This window comes from uncultured Pseudophaeobacter sp. (assembly GCA_905479575.1).
Taxonomy (GTDB): Bacteria; Pseudomonadota; Alphaproteobacteria; order Rhodobacterales; family Rhodobacteraceae; genus Pseudophaeobacter.
This window is the reverse complement of the sequence record CAJQNB010000062.1, coordinates 24,712-41,775: the sequence shown is the minus strand read 5'-3', so window position 1 is coordinate 41,775 and position 17,064 is coordinate 24,712. Positions and strand designations below refer to the sequence as shown.

The following is a 17,064-nucleotide window of genomic DNA, read 5'->3' as shown; positions in this document are numbered from 1 at the left end:
TCATTTTATCGTCTCCCCACAATACAACCGCGCCTTTTGCTCCAGTGGGCATATTTGTCATGCCGCCTTAGGGCAGGGGTCTTTTTTAAACTTCACGTAAGGAACGTATTATGTCGACTTGGACCGAAGAAGACCAACACACTGCCATTTCCGCTTTGTTGGAGCGCTGCGCAAGCGATGCGAACTTTTACCAAAGCGCCCTTGCAGATCCTGCTGCGGCAATCAAAACCGTGTCCGGCAAGGCGCTGCCTGAAGGCTTTAATCTGCGTCTGGTGGCAAATGAGGGGGCTGATCTGACCCTGGTCCTGCCCGACCCGGTGAGCGAAGATCTGTCCGATGCGGATCTGGAAGCTGTCGCTGGTGGTGGTCGCAGCTGTACCGTTACCATTATGTAATCCGCGACTGATCAAGCGCTCCGGCTGGCCGCGTCAGCTCCCGGCCGGATCACGCGCCGCGCCTCTTGCTGAGGCCCGGCCCAGATTTTTCCTGAGGGTCGTTCTGTGACAGTCCCGTTTTCCACGCCTGCAGTGTCGCCCTGTCCGCCCTATTGTATTCACCCCATGGATCCGTGGCTGGCCCAATCGGCGGCTTCGGTGGTTTTTCCGCATTATAGAAATCACCTGAACGGGACAGATCCAGCACGCATCCGATTGGCGGCTGTGGCGCAGGGTGACAGTGCAACGCGGCGGGTTCTGGGCGCCATTCTGGTTGAGATCGATCAGCCCAACGCCACGGTTTTGTCGCTGGCTGTAGCCCCCGAGTTTCGCCGCAGGGGCATCGCCAGGGCGCTTCTGGAACGGGCTCTGAAACAAGCCGAAATACAGGGGGCCAAACGGGCTTGCCTGTCGTTTGTGTCCCGGATGCCCCAGGTTACAGCATTAAAAGCCTTGCTGCGCAGTACAGGCTGGTCGGAGCCGGCACCCCGAATACTGTTTGCAGAAACGGCGCCGCAGCAGGTGTTGCAACAGGCCTGGGCGCAGCGGGTGCTGAGCCGGGGACCGCGCAATGCCATCGCCTTTGACTGGAGCGACCTGACGCCAGCGGACCGCGCCTTTGTCGAGGCCGAAATAGCAGCTGGGCGCTACCCGCAGGAGGTCTCCCCGTTCTGGGATGAGGGCAATATCGCCCCGGTCAGTCTGGGCCTGCGTGCCGCAGATGGGCGTGTGGTGGGCTGGCTGGCCTGCCATTTTGTACCTCAGCGGCCAGGCAGCATCCGGTTTAGCCGCAGTTTCTGCCATGCCGAGACCGCCTTTCGGGGCAATGGCGCCTGGATCATGGCAGCGGCCCTGGGGCGTCACGTCAACAGCAGCCTGCACCAAAGCCATCCGACGGTTCTTTTTGATGTGGATGAGCGCAACACGGCCATGATGACTGTCTACAGGCGTCGGATCGCGCCCTATATCGACAGCTCCTATCAAAGCTATCTTGTGGCAAAGGATCTATGCTGACCATGGCGCACCATACGACACCTTTACAGCAGACAGACAGGCCCCCCCCCATCCCGGTGATCGGGTTTGAAGAGCACAACGAGGCCCTGATTGCGCTGGCCTGGGCGCGCGAGAATTCCCTGCTGGGCAACGCACCTGCGCGCCTTTTGCATGTGGATCAACATCAGGATCTGGTGGTGCCCCAGCTCAGCCGGGCGATTGGCGACACGCCGCTGACGGTTGCGGCTATCAAAGACCTGGTAGAGACCGAAATCTCCATCGCCAGCTTTATCTGGGCTGGGGTTTATCTGGGGCTGCTGGATGAGATGTTCTGGCTGGCGCCCAAGGCTGCCATTGCGGGGGGGCGACCTCATTCAGCCCTGCCCAGTAAGTACCTGTGGATCGCCACCATGGATGAGCAACGGCGCGAGATGATCACCCTGGCGCAGCGTCCTGAGGCCAGTGGCGTGGGCAATGACGACCGCAAGTCGATGACGTTGCATTTTGTTGATACCGAGGCCCAGATGCCCGACCGGCCGGGCCCGGAGGCCGCCCCCTGGGTGTTGGGCATTGATCTGGATTACTTCTCTTGCAACAGCATGCCGGACAATGGCTTTCGCATCAGCGTCACCCGGGACACCTACGAACAGGTCTCCACCAACCGCCACCACCCGCTGCGCCTGTCGCCCTCGCACCGGGTTGAGGCCCGTCACGATGAACAGGGCTACTGGCTGGAATATGACATGCTGCCGCCCCGGAGCTCTGATCCGCTGGTGCGCAACACCGCAGAGATTGAGGTCGAGATCGACAGGCTGGGGGCGATGTTGTCACGCCAGACGCAGGCCCCGGCCTTGATCCTGATCGCCCGTTCACAGATCAGCGGATTTACCCCCCGCGACCAATGCGAATTCATCGAGGCCCGGGTAAAGGACATGCTGGCCTCGGTTTATCCCTGCACACTTCTGGAAGGATCTGACCTATGGTGAGTGCCGCTTTACCCAGCCCGCAGGAGCCAGAGGCAGGCGCGCAGGGAGCAACGATCGCGCGACGCACGCGGGTTTTGGCCTCTGAATTGAACCGCGCCTTCCTCAGCCAGGGCAGCACCCAGCCTGTACTGCTGACGGGGTTGACCGATGGCTGGCCCGCGATGGAGCGCTGGAGCTTTGACTTTTTTGCAAAAACCTATGGCGATGAGCGGGTCATTGTGACTGATTACCTGGGTTCAAAGAATCTCCACAAGGTCGGCTTTGGCCGCTATCTGGACTACGTGCGCGACCCTTCGGTTGATCTTTTACCAGGGCAGCAGGTCGAAACCCCCTGGTATTCCCCCTATTGGTCGCCTTTTGTGGATCATCCGGAGTTATCCGCCGATTTTGATGTCTCTGAGACGGTAGAGAACTGGATGCCGGAGGCCAGCGAGATTGACGCCGCTGAGGGTTCCAGCGAGGCGCTGATGGCGCAGTGGGCGCTGCGCGGGTTTTCCTGGCTGTTCATCGGCCCGGCCGGAACCTATACGCCCCGGCATCTGGACACGCTGAACACCCATGCCTGGAACACCCAGATTTGTGGGCGCAAACGGTTTGATCTCTGGACGCCGGGCCATTCGGCGCAGGGGGATGCACCGGATTTTCAGGTGGTGCTTGAACCGGGCGAGACACTCATTATTCCAATGGGGTGGGCTCATGCCGTAGTGGCGCTTGAGGCCTCGATCAGCCTCACCGGGAACTTTTTCAACGCCACCAACAGCGCTGCATTTTTCCGTACCATCTATACTCAGCCAGATGTCTGGCAGGCAAAGGCGCGTCTTGTTCCGGCGCTAAAGGCGCAGCTGACCCCATGACCGCAGCCCAGCCTGCAGCGGTTTGCGACAGGGCTGTGGACCTGGTGCAGCAGGTGGCAAAAATCGCCGCCCGCGCCCAGACCCTGGAAGAGCGGTTGGCAAACCCCGTAGCGCTGGACCAGCACTGGCCACAGCACCAGCAGGCCGAAATGGTCCAGAACTGGCGGCAGATCTGTGGTCAGGGCGATCCGGCAGACTTCGACAAACGTCTGGCGTGGTCAGGGCTTACCCCGGCGCGGCTGGAGACCTATCTGGGCGATCCTCCAGCCATGCCGCGCAGTCAGTGGCCGGAGTGGGCGGAGCGGTTGCTTGATGTGTTGGCTAATCCCCGCCCTGATGCAGGGGCCAGCCCAGCCCCTGCTGCTCATTCGGCCCATCCTTTTGCCGAGGTTCTGGTAGGTTTTTCCGACTACGCGACGCAGCATTTACAAACCGTCTATGAGGATATCTCCAAGGCGCTGGGCTGCGACACCCCTACGGTGCTGCAGGACGCCTTGCTCAGCCGTCTATGCGATGTGTCCGTGCAGGCCTTGACGGCGGAATTTCAAATCTTTCGCCACCCGCGGTTGGCTGGGACCATGGTGCTGCCGGGCGCGCATCACGCTTATGACGCCTTTGTCGCCTCCCTTCAGGACGGGGCGGGTTTGCTGGGGCTTTTTCAGAAATACCCCGTGCTTGCGCGGTTTCTGGCTACGGTTCTGCAACATGGGATCGCATTTACCCGCACATTGCGTGACCGTCTGGTGGCCGACCTGCCACTGCTGAAGCAGGCGTTTGGATTTGTTGGGCCCGTCCGGTTGGAGTTGGCGGGCTCTGATCCGCATCTGGGTGGCCAGGTTTGTGTGAAACTGGTGCCGCAGGCCGGGCCGGCGGTGTTTTACAAACCAAAATCGCTGCAGCCAGAGCTGGTGTTTGAAGCCTTCCAGGCACATCTGGCCGGGCTGCTTGGCCTTCCCGCGCCCACCACTGGGGAAAACCTGGATCGTGGTCTATATGGCTGGAGCAGGGAAACCGTATCTGCGGCCTGCGGTGATGCGGCAGAGGTTGCGTCCTTCTTTCGCGCTAGCGGGCATCTGTTGTTTGGCCAGTACCTGTTGGGGGGCGCAGACATTCACCGTGATAACCTGATTGCAGCGGGGCCGGTGCCGGTCATCATTGATCAGGAATGTCTGATGACCAATTGGCCAGCACCCAGCGTTGATCAGACCCCAGCAGGTGTTGCCGCTGTGCGTGCCATGGTATTTGAGACCGTTTTGCGGAGCTCGATGCTGCCGGAGTGGAATGACGCCTTTGAGGGGCAGCGGGTCGACATCAGTGCTTTGGGGGGGGCAGGGGGTCCCGAAAAACAAACGCCAGACCTGGTGGTTATGCACCGGAATTCGGACCTGATGCGGCTGGTGCGCAAGATCACACCGGTTGAGCGGCGCATGGAAAATCTGGTGCGCCATGATGGCAGGATTGTGCAGTCTGCAGACCATGTTGATGATATCTTGCAAGGGTTTTCAGATGCCTACCACGCGCTGCGCAGCGCGCCGGAGCTGCCTGATGCGCTGGTTCAAAAGCTACAGTCCCTGCGCGCCCGGGTGGTGTTGCGGCAGAGCCGTGCCTATAGCGAGCGGCTGACCCGCCTGTGTGCGCCGGCCAATCTGCGCAATGGCATTGCCGCGCAGCTGTCCATGGAGAGCCTGTTTCAATCGCTTTTGCAGGACCCGGCCACGGCGGATAGCCTGGTTCCCGTTGTCAAAAGCGAGCTTGCCCAACTGATGAATATGGACGTGCCGGTGCTGCACGCCGGCGCCAATGGCCGCGCCATCCAACTGCCATGTAAAACTGAGGTTCGCGATGTGTTTCCAGCCTCTGCCATGGAGAACCTAAAGGCGCGGATTGACCGGCTGGGTGACAAAGACCTGGCGCTGCATAGGCAACAGATCCTCACAAGTTTTGCCTGTCAGCAACGGACGGGGCCGGAGTGTTCTGCCTGGGCGCGACATAGGCCGCAACAGAGCGTCGAAACCAGCAGGCCGGTTGTTGCTGATCCTCCTTTGGGCGTGGTGCTGGGCCGCCTGGGCGATGATCTTTTGGCGCAGGCCATTCGCGGCACGCAGGGGTCGCTTGCCTGGCATGCGCCAGTGTATAAGGAAAGCATCGGCGCCTGGCGTCTGTCTCCCCTGCGCGAGCGGGTGTTTGATGGCGCGCTTGGCATTGCCTTGTTCCTAGCGGCGCTGACCCGACAGAGCGGCAACAAAGATTATTTGCAGGCAGGGCTCAGCGGGATTTCAAACCTGCTTGAGAGCGCAGGCAGGGCGGCGACGGTGCGTATGCTGATGGCACCGGGGCTGGGGTGCGGCACCGGGGTGGGGTCGGCGATCTATGGCCTGGTGCAGCTTGCGCGGATCAGCGGTCAAGATCATCTGGCCGATGTGGCACGGGATATCTTCTATAGGGTTGAGGCCCACCGCAGCAGCGGTACACACAGCATCACCAAAGCGGACTACGGTCTCTCTGCCGGCCTGTCGGGATATGTGAACGCATGTTTGGCGCTGGACCAGCATTACCCCGGCGATGCCCGGGTGCAGCGCACGCTTGAAGATTGTGCGGCGCGGATTGTCACGGCGGCGGTTCCTGATCAGGCGGGCGGGGTCTATTGGCCGTCGCCCTATGGCCCCGGGGTGTATGGTTTTGCCCATGGCAGCGCAGGGGTCGCAACAGTTCTCATGCGCGCTGCACGCCACCTGCAGGATACGCAGCTTTGGGGCTATGGCCGTCGCGGTCTCAGTTTTGCTTTGCGTCAGGATCAGGCACTGCAGGAGGATCTAAGCTGGAAAACCGGCCGCATAGGGCTTTGCATTGCCGTGCAAGAAGCGCTGAGCGTCCCTGGTGCAGAGGATTTGGATTTGCGCAGCTGGCTTGAACGGCAGATGGTGGCGCTCGGCAGTCACTCTGGGCTCGCGCTGGATGATCTGTGTTTTGGAGAGGCGGCCCGGGTTTCTATCCTGCAGCGCAGCGCCGACGTCTGCGGACGCCCGGAGTGGGCTGCGGATGCCGGTCGTGCCAGTCGCCGGTTATGGGGCCGGGCGGCCAGCGCAGATTTGGAGTTTGGCTGGCCCCAGGGGGGAGCATTGCCTGGCTTTTTCCAAGGCACCGCCGGAATTGGCTACCAACTGCTGCGTTGCGAGGTTGATCAAGGGTTGCCCGATATATTTGCCTATTCCTAGGGGCGCTGAGCGCCTTGAAATTATATTGATTTCCCAGTGCTCCACCGCATCCCTGCCGTTTCGCGAAGGGTGCGCGTAGATCCCGGCCTTGGTTTTCGCTGTGAAACAAGATGCAGGCCGGGACCCGTGCCAAGGCGCGGTTACGAGATCTGACGTTGCTTTCCTTGCCAGTAGGGTTTGCGCAACTCGGTTTTCAGCACTTTGTTTGCACCAGACAGGGGGAAGGGATCTGTTCGGTATTCGATGCTACGCGGGCATTTGTATCCGGCGATCAGCTGGTGACAGTGGGCCTGCAACTCTTCGGTGGTGACGGTTGCGTCAGGGTGCAGGATGACAAGAGCATGCACGCTTTCACCCCATTGATCGCTGGGAATGCCGATGACCGCACTGGTGGCGACGGCGGGGTGCTGGCCCAGAGCATTCTCGACTTCGGCAGAATAGACGTTTTCGCCGCCTGAGACGATCATATCCTTCACCCTGTCGACCAAAAAGACAAAGCCGTCTTCGTCCATATAGCCAGCATCCCCGGTCATGACCCAGCCATCAATGATGGTTTCTGCGGTCACCTCTGGCTTGTTCCAATAGCCGAGCATGGTTGTCGGCCCCTTGACCGCAATCTGACCAACATCGCCGCGCGCGACCTCTTGGTTGTGGTCATCCACAATGCGGATCTCGCACACCCGCGTGGCACGACCCGCAGAGCGCAGCTTACCTGCTTTGGGGCCGTCCAGCACATGGTATTCGGCGGGCAAAATGGTCGCGACCGGGCTCAGCTCGGTTTGGCCAAAGGCCTGCAAAAACGAGACATTGGGGAATTTCACAAAGGCGTCTTTCAGGACCGCCTCGGTAATGGGAGAGGCGCCATAGGCGATCTGGCGCAAAGAGGAGATATCCGTCTGCGCCAGCCTGTCGCTTTGCAGAACCATCTGCAACATCACCGGCACCAGCAGGGTCTGGTCTGGGCGGTGTTGTTCAATCGCTTTCAGAGTACCCTCGGGGGTGAACATGGGGATAATGACATGGGTCCCCGCCATCAGGGTGATGGCACTGAACCACAGCAGATCGGCAATGTGGAACATCGGTGCAGCATGCAGATAGACTGTCCTGTCGTGCATGTTGATGTCATGGGCATTTGAGACGGCCCCGACATAGAAATTTGTGTGGGACAGCATCACACCTTTGGGGAAACCGGTTGTGCCCCCGGTGTAAAAAACGCCTGCCAGATCATCACCGCTGCGCTCCAGATCAGCGGCAGGCGCAGCGGCGGTGAGCAGGTCTTCGTAGTTTTCCATACCCTCTGGCGTTGCGCCGTCTCCGGCGTAGATCAGCGTCTTTAGCCCGGTAACCTGCGGCTTTACCTCGGTGGCAAGATCCTTGAACGCGTCATCGCAGATCAGAATTTCGGCCCCGGCGTCGTTCAGCGCATAGGCGCATTCGGCGGCGCTCCAGCGAATGTTCATCGGCATCATGGCGCCGCCGCCCCAGACCACGGCGAAATAATATTCGATGAACCGATCCGAGTTCAGCGAGACCAAAGCCACCCGGTCGCCAGGTTTCATCCCCAGCTCCTGCAGGGCGCCGGCCAGGCGGGCAACACGGTCCAGCATCTGGCTCCAGCTTTGCTGACGGTCCTGGAATATGGTTGCAATCCCATTGGGATTGATCTGGGCGGCGCGTTTGATCATGGAGGTGATCTGCATGGTGCGACCTCTCAGTTTGCTGTGACGTGGAAGGGCGGACCCTAGGATTTCCGCCAAAGGTGATCATCGCCGCCGCGCAAGTCAACGCTTTTAGCTGATTGGATAATCCTGATTTTGATGTGACGGGACGTCCTTTGCACAGGGCGCCGGAACTGGCGCATGCTGGGGCCAAACCCAGCGCAACAGAAATGCGGGGGCAAAGCCAAAAAGGCCAGAAATCCCAGAGGTGAACCCCAGTTGGCCACAACCAAAGAGGCCAAAATCTAAGAGGACTGACGTGAAAACCATCAAAGCTGAAAACCCGGCCATCGTTTCTGAAATTCGCGTGGGGCTCGGGGATGAGATTGCCGCAGGCACTGTTTTGCTTGTGACCGAGCTGATGAAAATGCAGCACGAAATCCGCGCCGATGAAAGCGGCGTGGTGACGGCACTGCATGTGTCACCAGGGGATGAACTGCGCGGTGGCGAACCGCTGGTGAGCCTGGAGCCGGGCGAGGTTTCTTTGCAGGTGAAGCAGCAGGAGCAAGGGCTGCGGCTGGAGTTTTCCGAGTTTGAGGCACGCATGGCGGGGCTTGCGGATAGCAGCAGATCACAGGCGGTTGCCAAGCGTCAGCAAAACGGCGGCCGTACAGCGCGCGAAAATATCGAGGATCTGTTCGATCCAGGGTCCTTTACTGAATACGGAGCCCTGGCCGTGGCTGCACAGCGTACAAAACGCCCCCTGGCGGATTTGCAATCGCGCACCCAGGGGGATGGGATCATTTGCGGTACAGGCACGGTGAACGGGCGCGCTGTTGCGGCAATGGCGGTTGATTACATGGTGCTTGCTGGTACCCAGGGCTACAATCACCACCGCAAGATGGACCGCTTGATTGAACGCGCTGGGCGGGACGATCTGCCTATCGTGCTCTTTGCAGAAGGTGGCGGCGGGCGTCCCAATGACTACGATGTGGCGCCGCTGGTGGTGGCCGGGTTGAACGTGCCCTCCTTTCGCAACTTTGCCGCCCATCGGGGCCCCAAGATCGGCATCGCCGCCGGGATGTGCTTTGCCGGGAATGCAGCCATGTTTGGCCTGTGTAATGTCCGAATTGCCACCGACAACAGTTGGATCGGCATGGGTGGCCCGGCGATGATCGAAGGCGGCGGTTTGGGCAGTGTAAAGCCACAGGAGATTGGTCCCTCTGAAACGCAAAAGGCCAATGGTGTCATCGACCTGTTGCGCCAGGACGAGGCTGGGGCGGTCGCCGCTGCAAAGGCGCTATTGGGGTTGTCGGCTGCAAAAGCCTGCCCGCAAGAAATCGCGCCTGTCATCCCCCTGCGCAGCGTTGTGCCCGCCGATCGCAGCCGCGCCTATGACATGCGCCAGGCCATTGAGGCGCTGGCCGATGCGGACAGTTTCCTGGAACTGCGCCGGGATTTTGGTCAGGGCATGATCACCGGGTTTGTGCGTATCAAGGGGCAAGCCTATGGGATTTTGGCAAATAATCCGCTGCATCTTGGCGGCGCCATTGATGCGCCCGCAGGGGACAAGGGCGCGCGGTTCTTGCAACTTTGCGACGCTTGGGGGCTGCCGGTTGTGACGCTCTGCGACACACCGGGATTTATGGTGGGGCCAGCGATCGAAGAGACCGGGCAGGTGGCGCATATCTCGCGCCTGTTCCTTGCTGGCGCACATTTTGGCCAACCCCTGGTGACCGTCATTCTGCGCAAGGCCTATGGCCTGGGGGCGATGGCGATGGCGGGCGGCGGCTTTGACCGGCCGCATTATTGTTGCGCATGGCCCACGGGCGAGGTGGGCGCCATGGGGTTGGAGGGCGCGGTAAAGCTGGGCCACCGCGACCACCTGGCCGCAATTTCGGATCCGGTGGCGCGCGAGGCAGAATACCAGCGTCTGGTTGCAGAGCTGTACAAAAACGGTTCAGCCCTGAACGCTGCGAGCCTGCTGGAATTCGACGCGGTGATTGATCCTGCCCTGACGCGTGAGGAAATCGCGCGGGTTATCGCGGCGTCAGGTCCCACTATCCCCAGTGATCGCTATGTCGATGCCTGGTAAGGCACGATGAGACCACGCGCGACTTCGCGCAAAAGCTGACTCAGCTGGGCGGCATCGGGCTCTTTGCTTTCTGGCCAGCGCCGCCCTCTGATCAGCCGACTTCCCCAAACCCCAGATCGCCACTGCTGAGGCCAGACATGTCCCGGCCAAAATGGGCGGCGCAGGGGCCAGAGTTTTTGCAATGGGGGGAGGTATGTTATCACTCAAAACGTGTGCGAAAATATTTGACTAACTCTACCTCAGGTGGAACTGTGCACCCATTGCACAACGTCGTGCGCGGCGCAGCCGTCAGAGCCAACTCATTGTTTGATAAATTGGGGCACCCAAATGGATGTAGATGCGAGTTTGAAACACGTGCAGGACATGCACGAAGCGTTTGATTTGTCGCAGGCAGAGGTCATGATGGTTGCCATCATCAATGCAGGGGTGCTGGGGGATAAGGACACGCTAAAGGCGCGGTTGATCGCGGACCTGCAGGCCGCCATTCAGGTCGAGCTGGCAACTATTCCGCTGTATTTGTACACCTATTACTCGATCAATCGGACCAAGCTACAGGGCAAAGACCTGGAGGCCGCGCAGATTTTTGCCAATGAGGCGGGCGGCGTCATCATGTCGGTTGCTGTCGAAGAGATGCTGCACATGTCTTTGTCCAGCAACATTTATTTTGCTTTGACAGGCCAGCCGCCGCAGCTTTACCAAGCGGCACCGCAAAGCTATCCTGCGCTGTTGCCGCATCATAATCCGGTGGTGCCAGAAGGCCCGGACCCACAGTCCAAGGGCGGGATCCCGCTGCGGCCTTTCTGCTCCGCCCAGCTGTGGCACTTCCTGCAGATCGAATATCCCCATAACCCGTTCTTTAGTGAAATCCCGGCCGAGGCTTTGCCGGATCTGGTGCGGGAGCTGTCCCAGATGCCCGGCAAGGAGGCCTTGGCGTTTTTGAATGAACACGGCTGGCCGATGGATCAGAACTGGAATTCGATTGGCCAGTTCTATTCCTTTATTCGCTGCATTGTGGCCTCTGCCTATTTTGACGATGGGGATTTTCAGGCCGGAGATCCCAAGCAGCAAATCCAGCCCTATAACTACGCGCCGAACAATATCGACACCATCTATCCCAAACAGGCCTTTGATCCTTCCAGACCGGCGCCGACTGCTCCGGGGGGCGGCTCGGGCTGTCCAGCGGGGCTGCCCGGTGCCGCAGAGGTCACTGTCTATGCCGATGCGGCGGATAGTTCTGATGCGCCGGTGCGCCCGGTTGAGGACCACAAGGGGCATACGGTTTCTGGTGCTTTTGAGCTGATGACGATTTCCAGTCGCCAGGATGTCATGCTGGCGCTGGAAACAATTTGTGAGCAGGGCGAGGGATATTCCGCCAAACCCGGTGGTAGCGAGGCAAACTGGGATGACCCGGCCTCGCAGGCAGAGCAGAGCCATTTTGACAAGTTTCTTGAGTTGCAGATGCAGTTTGAGGATTTCTCGCACAGCCTGGAAAGCCTGCCGCCCTGGATGGAAGAACAGATCGACCTGCAGTGGCTGTCGGAAGCGGTGCAGGGCAAGGCGAATAAATGGAGCGCGGAGGGGCTCAAAGCCAAAGAGCTGCTGTTTGACTACCCGGCCAATCCGACGCGCGCGGACTATGCCCATGATCCGATCGCAACGGCGCTGAATGATTTTTGTAGTGGCTTGTTCCAGTACATGCTGATCCTGTCCGAAACCATCTACAAGATCGAACCGAACTATGTCGCGCCGGACCAGCCGGGGGCTGACAAGGTTTCAAAAGATGGAACTGTTCCCCATCAAAAGTACTTTTTCAACATCGCGTTGCATCGCTCGATGATCTGGATTCTGGATAAATTCATCGCCCTGATGCGTGGCTATGAGGTGACCTTGACGGATGGTCGGACCGTCGCATTGGCGCCCAGTTTTGATAACCTTGGCTTTGGTCCGGCGGGGCAGGGGCTGGGCGCACGCCAGGAGGCCTTTGCCAATCTGGCGCAGCTTGGCGCCGAGGCGCTGCTTGCGACGGCGGGCAATAGTGCGCTCAACGGGTCGGTGGCGCCGCTGGTGGCCCTGACCATCAACAAAACATCCGCTGATGGCGAGGGTATGCACCTGCCTGATGTCAGCGCCTATTGGCCACAGACCTAGGTCGCAATCTGCACCTGCAGTTCAGGTCGGTTCCGGCCTGAAAAGCTGCAAATGAACTGGCCGTTACGCCACTTAAAGATGCCGAAAGGACAAACCCATGTCTGAGACCAAGCACAGCAACGCCAAGACATCGCAGACCGATCTGCCAGCAGTGGTGCCCCCGCCCTTTAACTGGAAAGACACTCCCTATGGCAAAGCGGGGGCGCCGCTGGAATTGCCGCAAGGCGCTGAACTGCACGCCTGTCTGGGGCTGAATTCCTGCAAGGGGCAGGATCGCTACGGCATTCATGGGCCCAATGGCAATAATCCAAACAGCTGTGCCGGGCAGGGGTTTTGCGCCACCACCGAAATCCATTCCTGCCATACCAATAACAACTGCGCCAATCAGGGCGGCTGTGGGCTGTATGGTTGGGGGCCCGATATGGACCAACCCGGCCAGAACGACTGCCGCTCGATGGGGTCTTGTGCGGCCCCGATCAATGCCGAACGCTTTATCACCGAAGGTGACCACAAGGGGATGAGCGTCTGGACCCGGGCCCGCCAGGTGTTTGAGGAAGCCTATGCGCAAAAGCAATCGGGTGAAAAGCTCGGGGCGGCACCAGCGCCGTTTAGCGACACCGGCCCGACGGAATCCTGGATCACGGAAAACTGCAACAGCTTTGCCGCCTGTGGCGCCAGCGGGCTGTCGGGGGGAGGCAGTTGTTCGTGACAAAACCGCCAACAGAGATCGCAAAACTGCCCAGGCTTGGCCTGGGGCTGGGGCTGCGCAACACCCATTTTGACCATATCCTGACCACTTGGCCGGAGGTCGACTGGTTCGAGGCCATCTCGGAGAACTTTATGGATTCCGGTGGGCGTCCGCGTCAGGTGATCCGCAAAGTGGCCGAGCGTTATCCGGTGGTGCTGCATGGGGTGTCGCTGTCAATTGGCAGCAGTGATCCTTTGAACATGGACTACCTCCAGCGGCTGAAACATCTGGCACAAGAGGTGCAGCCACAGTGGATCAGTGATCACCTGTGCTGGACCGGCGTCATGGGATTGAACTCGCATGATTTGCTGCCGGTTCCGCTGACCGAGGCAACGCTGGACCATATCGCCGCCCGTGTGCACCGGGTGCAAGAGGTGCTGGGGCGTCCATTGATCCTGGAAAACCCCTCTACCTATCTGAATTTCCGCGAAAATACTCTGTCCGAGCCTGAATTCCTGCGTGCCCTCTGTGACCGCACCGACTGCGGATTGCTTTTGGACGTCAACAACGTCTTTGTGAGCTGCTTCAACGCCGAAAGCGACCCGGTGGACTACTTTGACAGCTTCCCCTGGGCCCGTGTGGTGCAGATGCATCTGGCGGGTCATACGGATTGTGGCAGCCATTTGATTGATACCCATGACCAACCAGTGCGCCCGGAGGTCTGGGCGCTGTTTGCCTTGGCCTGGCAGCGCAGCAATGGGGCCTCTACCTTGTTGGAGTGGGACGGCAATATTCCCGCCTTTGAGGTCTGCCATGGGGAGTTGCTCAAGGCCAAAGCCTATATGAATGGCGGTTTTGCGTCTCTGACCGGCGGGCCTGCTCCGGTGGCTGAAACCCGGGCGGTGTCCAACCCAGTCAGTTTCCTGGTGCCGGATGTTATGGACGGAGCAGTAGAGCTGGAAGAGGGGTGAGCGCCCCGCCTGAACTGCTGGACCTGCAAAAGTGGATGCAGGGGGCGTTGCTACAACCGCAACAGACGCCGCCCCAGGAAATAGAGGACCGGGTGCAGTCCACATCCAGGCTGTCGGCTGCGGCGGCCCTGGAGATCTATCAAAACAGTTACAACCTGCGGATCGCTGCCTGTATGCGCGATCAGTTTCCGGCGCTGTGCTATGCCTTGGGGGAGGGGTTGTTCAATGATTTTGTTGCCGAATACATTCGCCAGGACCCGCCCGAAAGCTATACTCTGTATGATCAAGGTCGCCGGTTTGCAGGTTTTTTGCAGGCCAATCGCCCCGATCTTGGTGCCCCCGTGCCCGAGCTTTGGGTGGATTTCATTATCGACCTCACCCGGTTTGAGCGGCAGGTTTTTTCCACCTTTGACTGCGCCGGAGCAGAGGATCTGCACCTGGCAGAGCTGGCGACGCCAGACGCCGCGCTTGTGGTGCAACCCAGCCTGTCGGTCGCGTCCTATGGGTTTCCTGTCGGGACGTATTATCACGCGGTTCGTCAGGGGCGCGCGCCGCAGCCGCCGCAGCGGGAGCAGGTTTATCTGGCGGTTCTGCGCAAGGACTATGTCACCCATACCATCCCGGTGAGCTTTGGCCATTTTGTGTTCTTGCACGCGATGTGCCAGGGCGGAACGGTGCAGACAGCTCTGGCGACAGTGGCGCAGCAGCTTGGGCAGCCCCCGGACAGGGTTGAACAGGCGTGGAAAGACGCCGCCGAGATACGCGATGGCTGGATCACAGCGGGGTTTTTCCTGGATCGCAGATGGGCCTAGGGGTTGCCCCTCCCGGTTAGTCAGCCGGGATCAGGCTCAGATATTCCACGGTATAGCCGTTCACATAGTCCAAACTGACCGCGCCATTGCCCCGGCGTCCAACCCCTGGATAGCCCGCCAGCGGGTCGCCCGGGTATTTTCCAAAATCGCCATTCCAGCTGTTGCGGAAAATGAACCAGCCGCCCCCTAGCTCTTCTGGTCCGGGCTGAAAACCGGTCACACAGACGCAATGGCCTGAAACCCGCACCTCACGGTCCACCAGGTCCGGGCGGGCCACCGGGTCAAATACAATGCCAGAGTTCAATGCGCCGTTGTAGGTCCAGTTGTTTTTGTGGGAGTTCTTCAGCTTGAACACCGGCAGGCCCAGCGCCACCGGGCGCCCTTGGCTCAGCTCTTGCAGGATACTGTCTGCTGTGGTTTCAGCAACAGGGCCGTTTTCAAAATCCTCATATTTTACCGTGCAAAACCGCCGGGTTGCGGCATCCGCTTCGGCGGCCTCAGGGGGGGCGTGTTTAGAAAACAGCCCGTTCTGCAGGTCGCTGGTCTGGTAGGGGGTCAGGGCCTCGGTACATATTCCACGGGCGGCGAGCACCTTATGCGCCTGCTTCAATTTGGTGGCGCCCCTGGCATAGTCCGGCAGAACCGCGGCTTCCTCGGCGGTAATGGCCGCACGCATGTGCCAATACAGATATTCCGGCGAATGCAGGACCGGCTGTTCCCCCCGCCGGGCCTGCAGGATATCGACACAGGCTGCGACGGCAAAGGCGGTGCAGGTCCCGCGCGGGCGCTGATCCCGGGGATCCCAGTGGGGTGACATACCTGCTTCGAGATCAATCACCTGCGCCCGCAGGGCGCTTTCAGCGCTGCTTGCTCCAAGGTGGGCACAACGATGGACCCATTCGGCATATCCAGGCGCGCGAAACAGCTGGTCCAGAGACCCAGGGGGGGTGAACCCAGCAAAAAAGCGTCCCAAGGGCGTTGGAAAATCAGGCATGGCAGCCTCCATGAGCGGGGGAACGGGGAGAGGATCGGGGGCAAAGCAGGCCGAGCCGGGCCATGGCTGGGATCAAGGGGATTTCTTTTTCTGGTCCTTGAATGGCTTGTCTGGGCGTTCCGCTTTTTTAGCCTCGCTGTCGCTGTTCAGGGCCGCTGCAATCAGATCGGGCAGGTCATTGGCCAGCCTGCTGGCCACAGCGTTGGATACCCTGCGGCTCAAGGAGGTGCCGCCCTCCAGATCCGGGAGGGTCTCAGGATCAGGGGCAAAGCTGCAGGCGATCCCGGACCACTCTGCGCGGGCCTCGGCGAGCAGGGCTTTGACCTCCGGCATCTCCTTGAGGAAACCGTGAAAAGTGTCCTTTGCCAATTGCTGCCCAGCCCGGGTATCGCTGCGAAAATGCACCCCGGCGATTTCGCGGTTTTCGGAAATGCGCTGCGCCAGTGCAGCGGCATAGCGGGCCATGGCATGCGTTTCGCCGTCGTCAAACAAAGCGGCAATCATCGTCGCAATCAGGGTCATCTGAGTGGCATGGCCGCTGGGATAGGAGGCATGCGGCGGGGTTGGGACCAGGGGCATCAGCGCTGGGCAGACCTGCACCGGGCGGGCGCGGCCAATCTTATGTTTGAAGTGAAGCGCAACCATCTGTCCGGCCTGCATTGCCAGCATGATCAATTTCTGTGTCGCGGGCCGGTTGCCTGCCCCCATCATCAACATGTTTGACCAATAGGCCTCGCTATTGGCGACCTGCGCTACGATTTCTGCGGCGCGATGGGCCCTGTGGTTGTTGCGCATGGCAATCAGATCATGCACTTCGCGGCGCAAGGCCAGATCGCCGTCATCAGGGTTATCCACCTGAATGGCACTATCGCCTTCGTCCCAGCCAGTTTTGGCAAACCGCTGCAGGATCAGCTTGACTTCGAGCTGCGGCGACCAGGCATCGGCGGGGAATTCCTGCCCCCCGAGATAGCTAAAAGGCACGCCCCCTTTGCGCCCCAGAGGCTCGTTGAAGGGCAGCCCGGCAGCTTTTCCTGCAGAGCGATAAGGGGCGAAAGAACCGGCGGCAACAGCGCCATCTACCGCCCCGTCAACAGCCCCATCCACTGCGCCGTCTACGGCCCCGTCAACTGCGCCATCGCGATATCCATGTGTCATGTTACCCTCCACTCCGGCCCCTGGTTCTAGAATAGAACGCCCGACCAGATTAACTTTGGAA

13 protein-coding genes are annotated in these 17,064 nt (G+C 60.1%); 10 read left to right on the top strand and 3 right to left on the bottom strand.

Features of this window, described 5'->3' with window-relative positions; all coding sequences use genetic code 11:
* The first annotated feature begins 110 nt into the window (after positions 1-110).
* From QZ268_RS15520 to lanM, 5 genes are all read left to right on the top strand, one after another.
* The gene (locus tag QZ268_RS15520) at positions 111-395 is read left to right on the top strand and encodes a hypothetical protein (RefSeq protein ID WP_295454456.1); all 285 of its coding nucleotides are present in this window, start codon (positions 111-113) and stop codon (positions 393-395) included.
* A gap of 105 nt (positions 396-500) precedes the next feature.
* Positions 501-1,448 (top strand): GNAT family N-acetyltransferase, encoded by a 948-nt coding sequence (locus QZ268_RS15515; RefSeq protein ID WP_295454454.1) that lies wholly within the window; start codon positions 501-503, stop codon positions 1,446-1,448.
* Between the two features lie 2 nt (positions 1,449-1,450).
* On the top strand, positions 1,451-2,413 hold the full coding sequence (locus tag QZ268_RS15510; protein WP_295454452.1) for a UPF0489 family protein: 963 nt from the start codon (positions 1,451-1,453) through the stop codon (positions 2,411-2,413).
* Positions 2,407-3,267, top strand: coding sequence for a cupin-like domain-containing protein (locus tag QZ268_RS15505; protein ID WP_295454450.1), 861 nt, complete (start codon positions 2,407-2,409; stop codon positions 3,265-3,267). Before QZ268_RS15510 ends, QZ268_RS15505 begins: the two co-directional genes overlap by 7 nt.
* Entirely contained in the window at positions 3,264-6,482 is a 3,219-nt protein-coding gene (gene lanM, locus QZ268_RS15500) for a type 2 lanthipeptide synthetase LanM (RefSeq protein ID WP_295454448.1), read from the top strand. Before QZ268_RS15505 ends, lanM begins: the two co-directional genes overlap by 4 nt.
* Positions 6,483-6,622: 140 nt before the next feature.
* Here lanM and QZ268_RS15495 read toward each other — a convergent pair whose 3' ends face one another.
* On the bottom strand, positions 6,623-8,182 hold the full coding sequence (locus tag QZ268_RS15495) for a long-chain-fatty-acid--CoA ligase (protein ID WP_295454447.1): 1,560 nt from the start codon (positions 8,180-8,182) through the stop codon (positions 6,623-6,625).
* A 277-nt stretch (positions 8,183-8,459) separates the two neighbouring features.
* Between QZ268_RS15495 and QZ268_RS15490 the strand changes: the two genes are divergently transcribed.
* The 5 genes from QZ268_RS15490 to QZ268_RS15470 all read left to right on the top strand — a co-directional run bounded on the left by QZ268_RS15490 (position 8,460) and on the right by QZ268_RS15470 (position 14,854).
* Positions 8,460-10,235 (top strand): carboxyl transferase domain-containing protein, encoded by a 1,776-nt coding sequence (locus tag QZ268_RS15490; protein ID WP_295454445.1) that lies wholly within the window; start codon positions 8,460-8,462, stop codon positions 10,233-10,235.
* 327 nt (positions 10,236-10,562) lie between these two features.
* Positions 10,563-12,383, top strand: coding sequence for a ferritin-like domain-containing protein (locus QZ268_RS15485; protein WP_295454444.1), 1,821 nt, complete (start codon positions 10,563-10,565; stop codon positions 12,381-12,383).
* Between the two features lie 97 nt (positions 12,384-12,480).
* Complete coding sequence (locus tag QZ268_RS15480; protein WP_295454443.1) at positions 12,481-13,092, top strand: hypothetical protein; 612 nt, start codon at positions 12,481-12,483, stop codon at positions 13,090-13,092.
* Positions 13,089-14,042: a DUF692 domain-containing protein gene (locus QZ268_RS15475; protein ID WP_295454441.1), complete on the top strand. Its 954-nt coding sequence runs from the start codon at positions 13,089-13,091 to the stop codon at positions 14,040-14,042. The genes QZ268_RS15480 and QZ268_RS15475 overlap by 4 nt, the downstream gene beginning before the upstream one ends.
* A complete protein-coding gene (locus QZ268_RS15470) occupies positions 14,039-14,854 on the top strand; it encodes a DNA-binding domain-containing protein (protein ID WP_295454439.1) in 816 nt (271 codons plus the stop codon). The genes QZ268_RS15475 and QZ268_RS15470 overlap by 4 nt, the downstream gene beginning before the upstream one ends.
* Before the next feature lie 16 nt (positions 14,855-14,870).
* Here the strand turns inward: QZ268_RS15470 and QZ268_RS15465 are convergent, their stop codons facing one another.
* The gene (locus QZ268_RS15465; protein WP_295454437.1) at positions 14,871-15,848 is read right to left on the bottom strand and encodes a C1 family peptidase; all 978 of its coding nucleotides are present in this window, start codon (positions 15,846-15,848) and stop codon (positions 14,871-14,873) included.
* Between the two features lie 72 nt (positions 15,849-15,920).
* A complete protein-coding gene (locus QZ268_RS15460) occupies positions 15,921-17,003 on the bottom strand; it encodes a phosphatase PAP2 family protein (protein ID WP_295454436.1) in 1,083 nt (360 codons plus the stop codon).
* Between the last annotated feature and the right edge of the window lie 61 nt (positions 17,004-17,064).

Bases quoted from the DNA above. Each gene is read 5' to 3' on its own strand.
- lanM (WP_295454448.1), top strand. From the start codon at position 3,264: ATGACCGCAGCCCAGCCTGCAGCGGTTTGCGACAGGGCTGTGGACCTG.
- QZ268_RS15520 (WP_295454456.1), top strand. From the start codon at position 111: ATGTCGACTTGGACCGAAGAAGACCAACACACTGCCATTTCCGCTTTG.
- QZ268_RS15505 (WP_295454450.1), top strand. From the start codon at position 2,407: ATGGTGAGTGCCGCTTTACCCAGCCCGCAGGAGCCAGAGGCAGGCGCG.
- QZ268_RS15465 (WP_295454437.1), bottom strand. From the start codon at position 15,848: ATGCCTGATTTTCCAACGCCCTTGGGACGCTTTTTTGCTGGGTTCACC.
- QZ268_RS15460 (WP_295454436.1), bottom strand. From the start codon at position 17,003: ATGACACATGGATATCGCGATGGCGCAGTTGACGGGGCCGTAGACGGC.
- QZ268_RS15480 (WP_295454443.1), top strand. From the start codon at position 12,481: ATGTCTGAGACCAAGCACAGCAACGCCAAGACATCGCAGACCGATCTG.
- QZ268_RS15510 (WP_295454452.1), top strand. From the start codon at position 1,451: ATGGCGCACCATACGACACCTTTACAGCAGACAGACAGGCCCCCCCCC.
- QZ268_RS15495 (WP_295454447.1), bottom strand. From the start codon at position 8,182: ATGCAGATCACCTCCATGATCAAACGCGCCGCCCAGATCAATCCCAAT.
- QZ268_RS15485 (WP_295454444.1), top strand. From the start codon at position 10,563: ATGGATGTAGATGCGAGTTTGAAACACGTGCAGGACATGCACGAAGCG.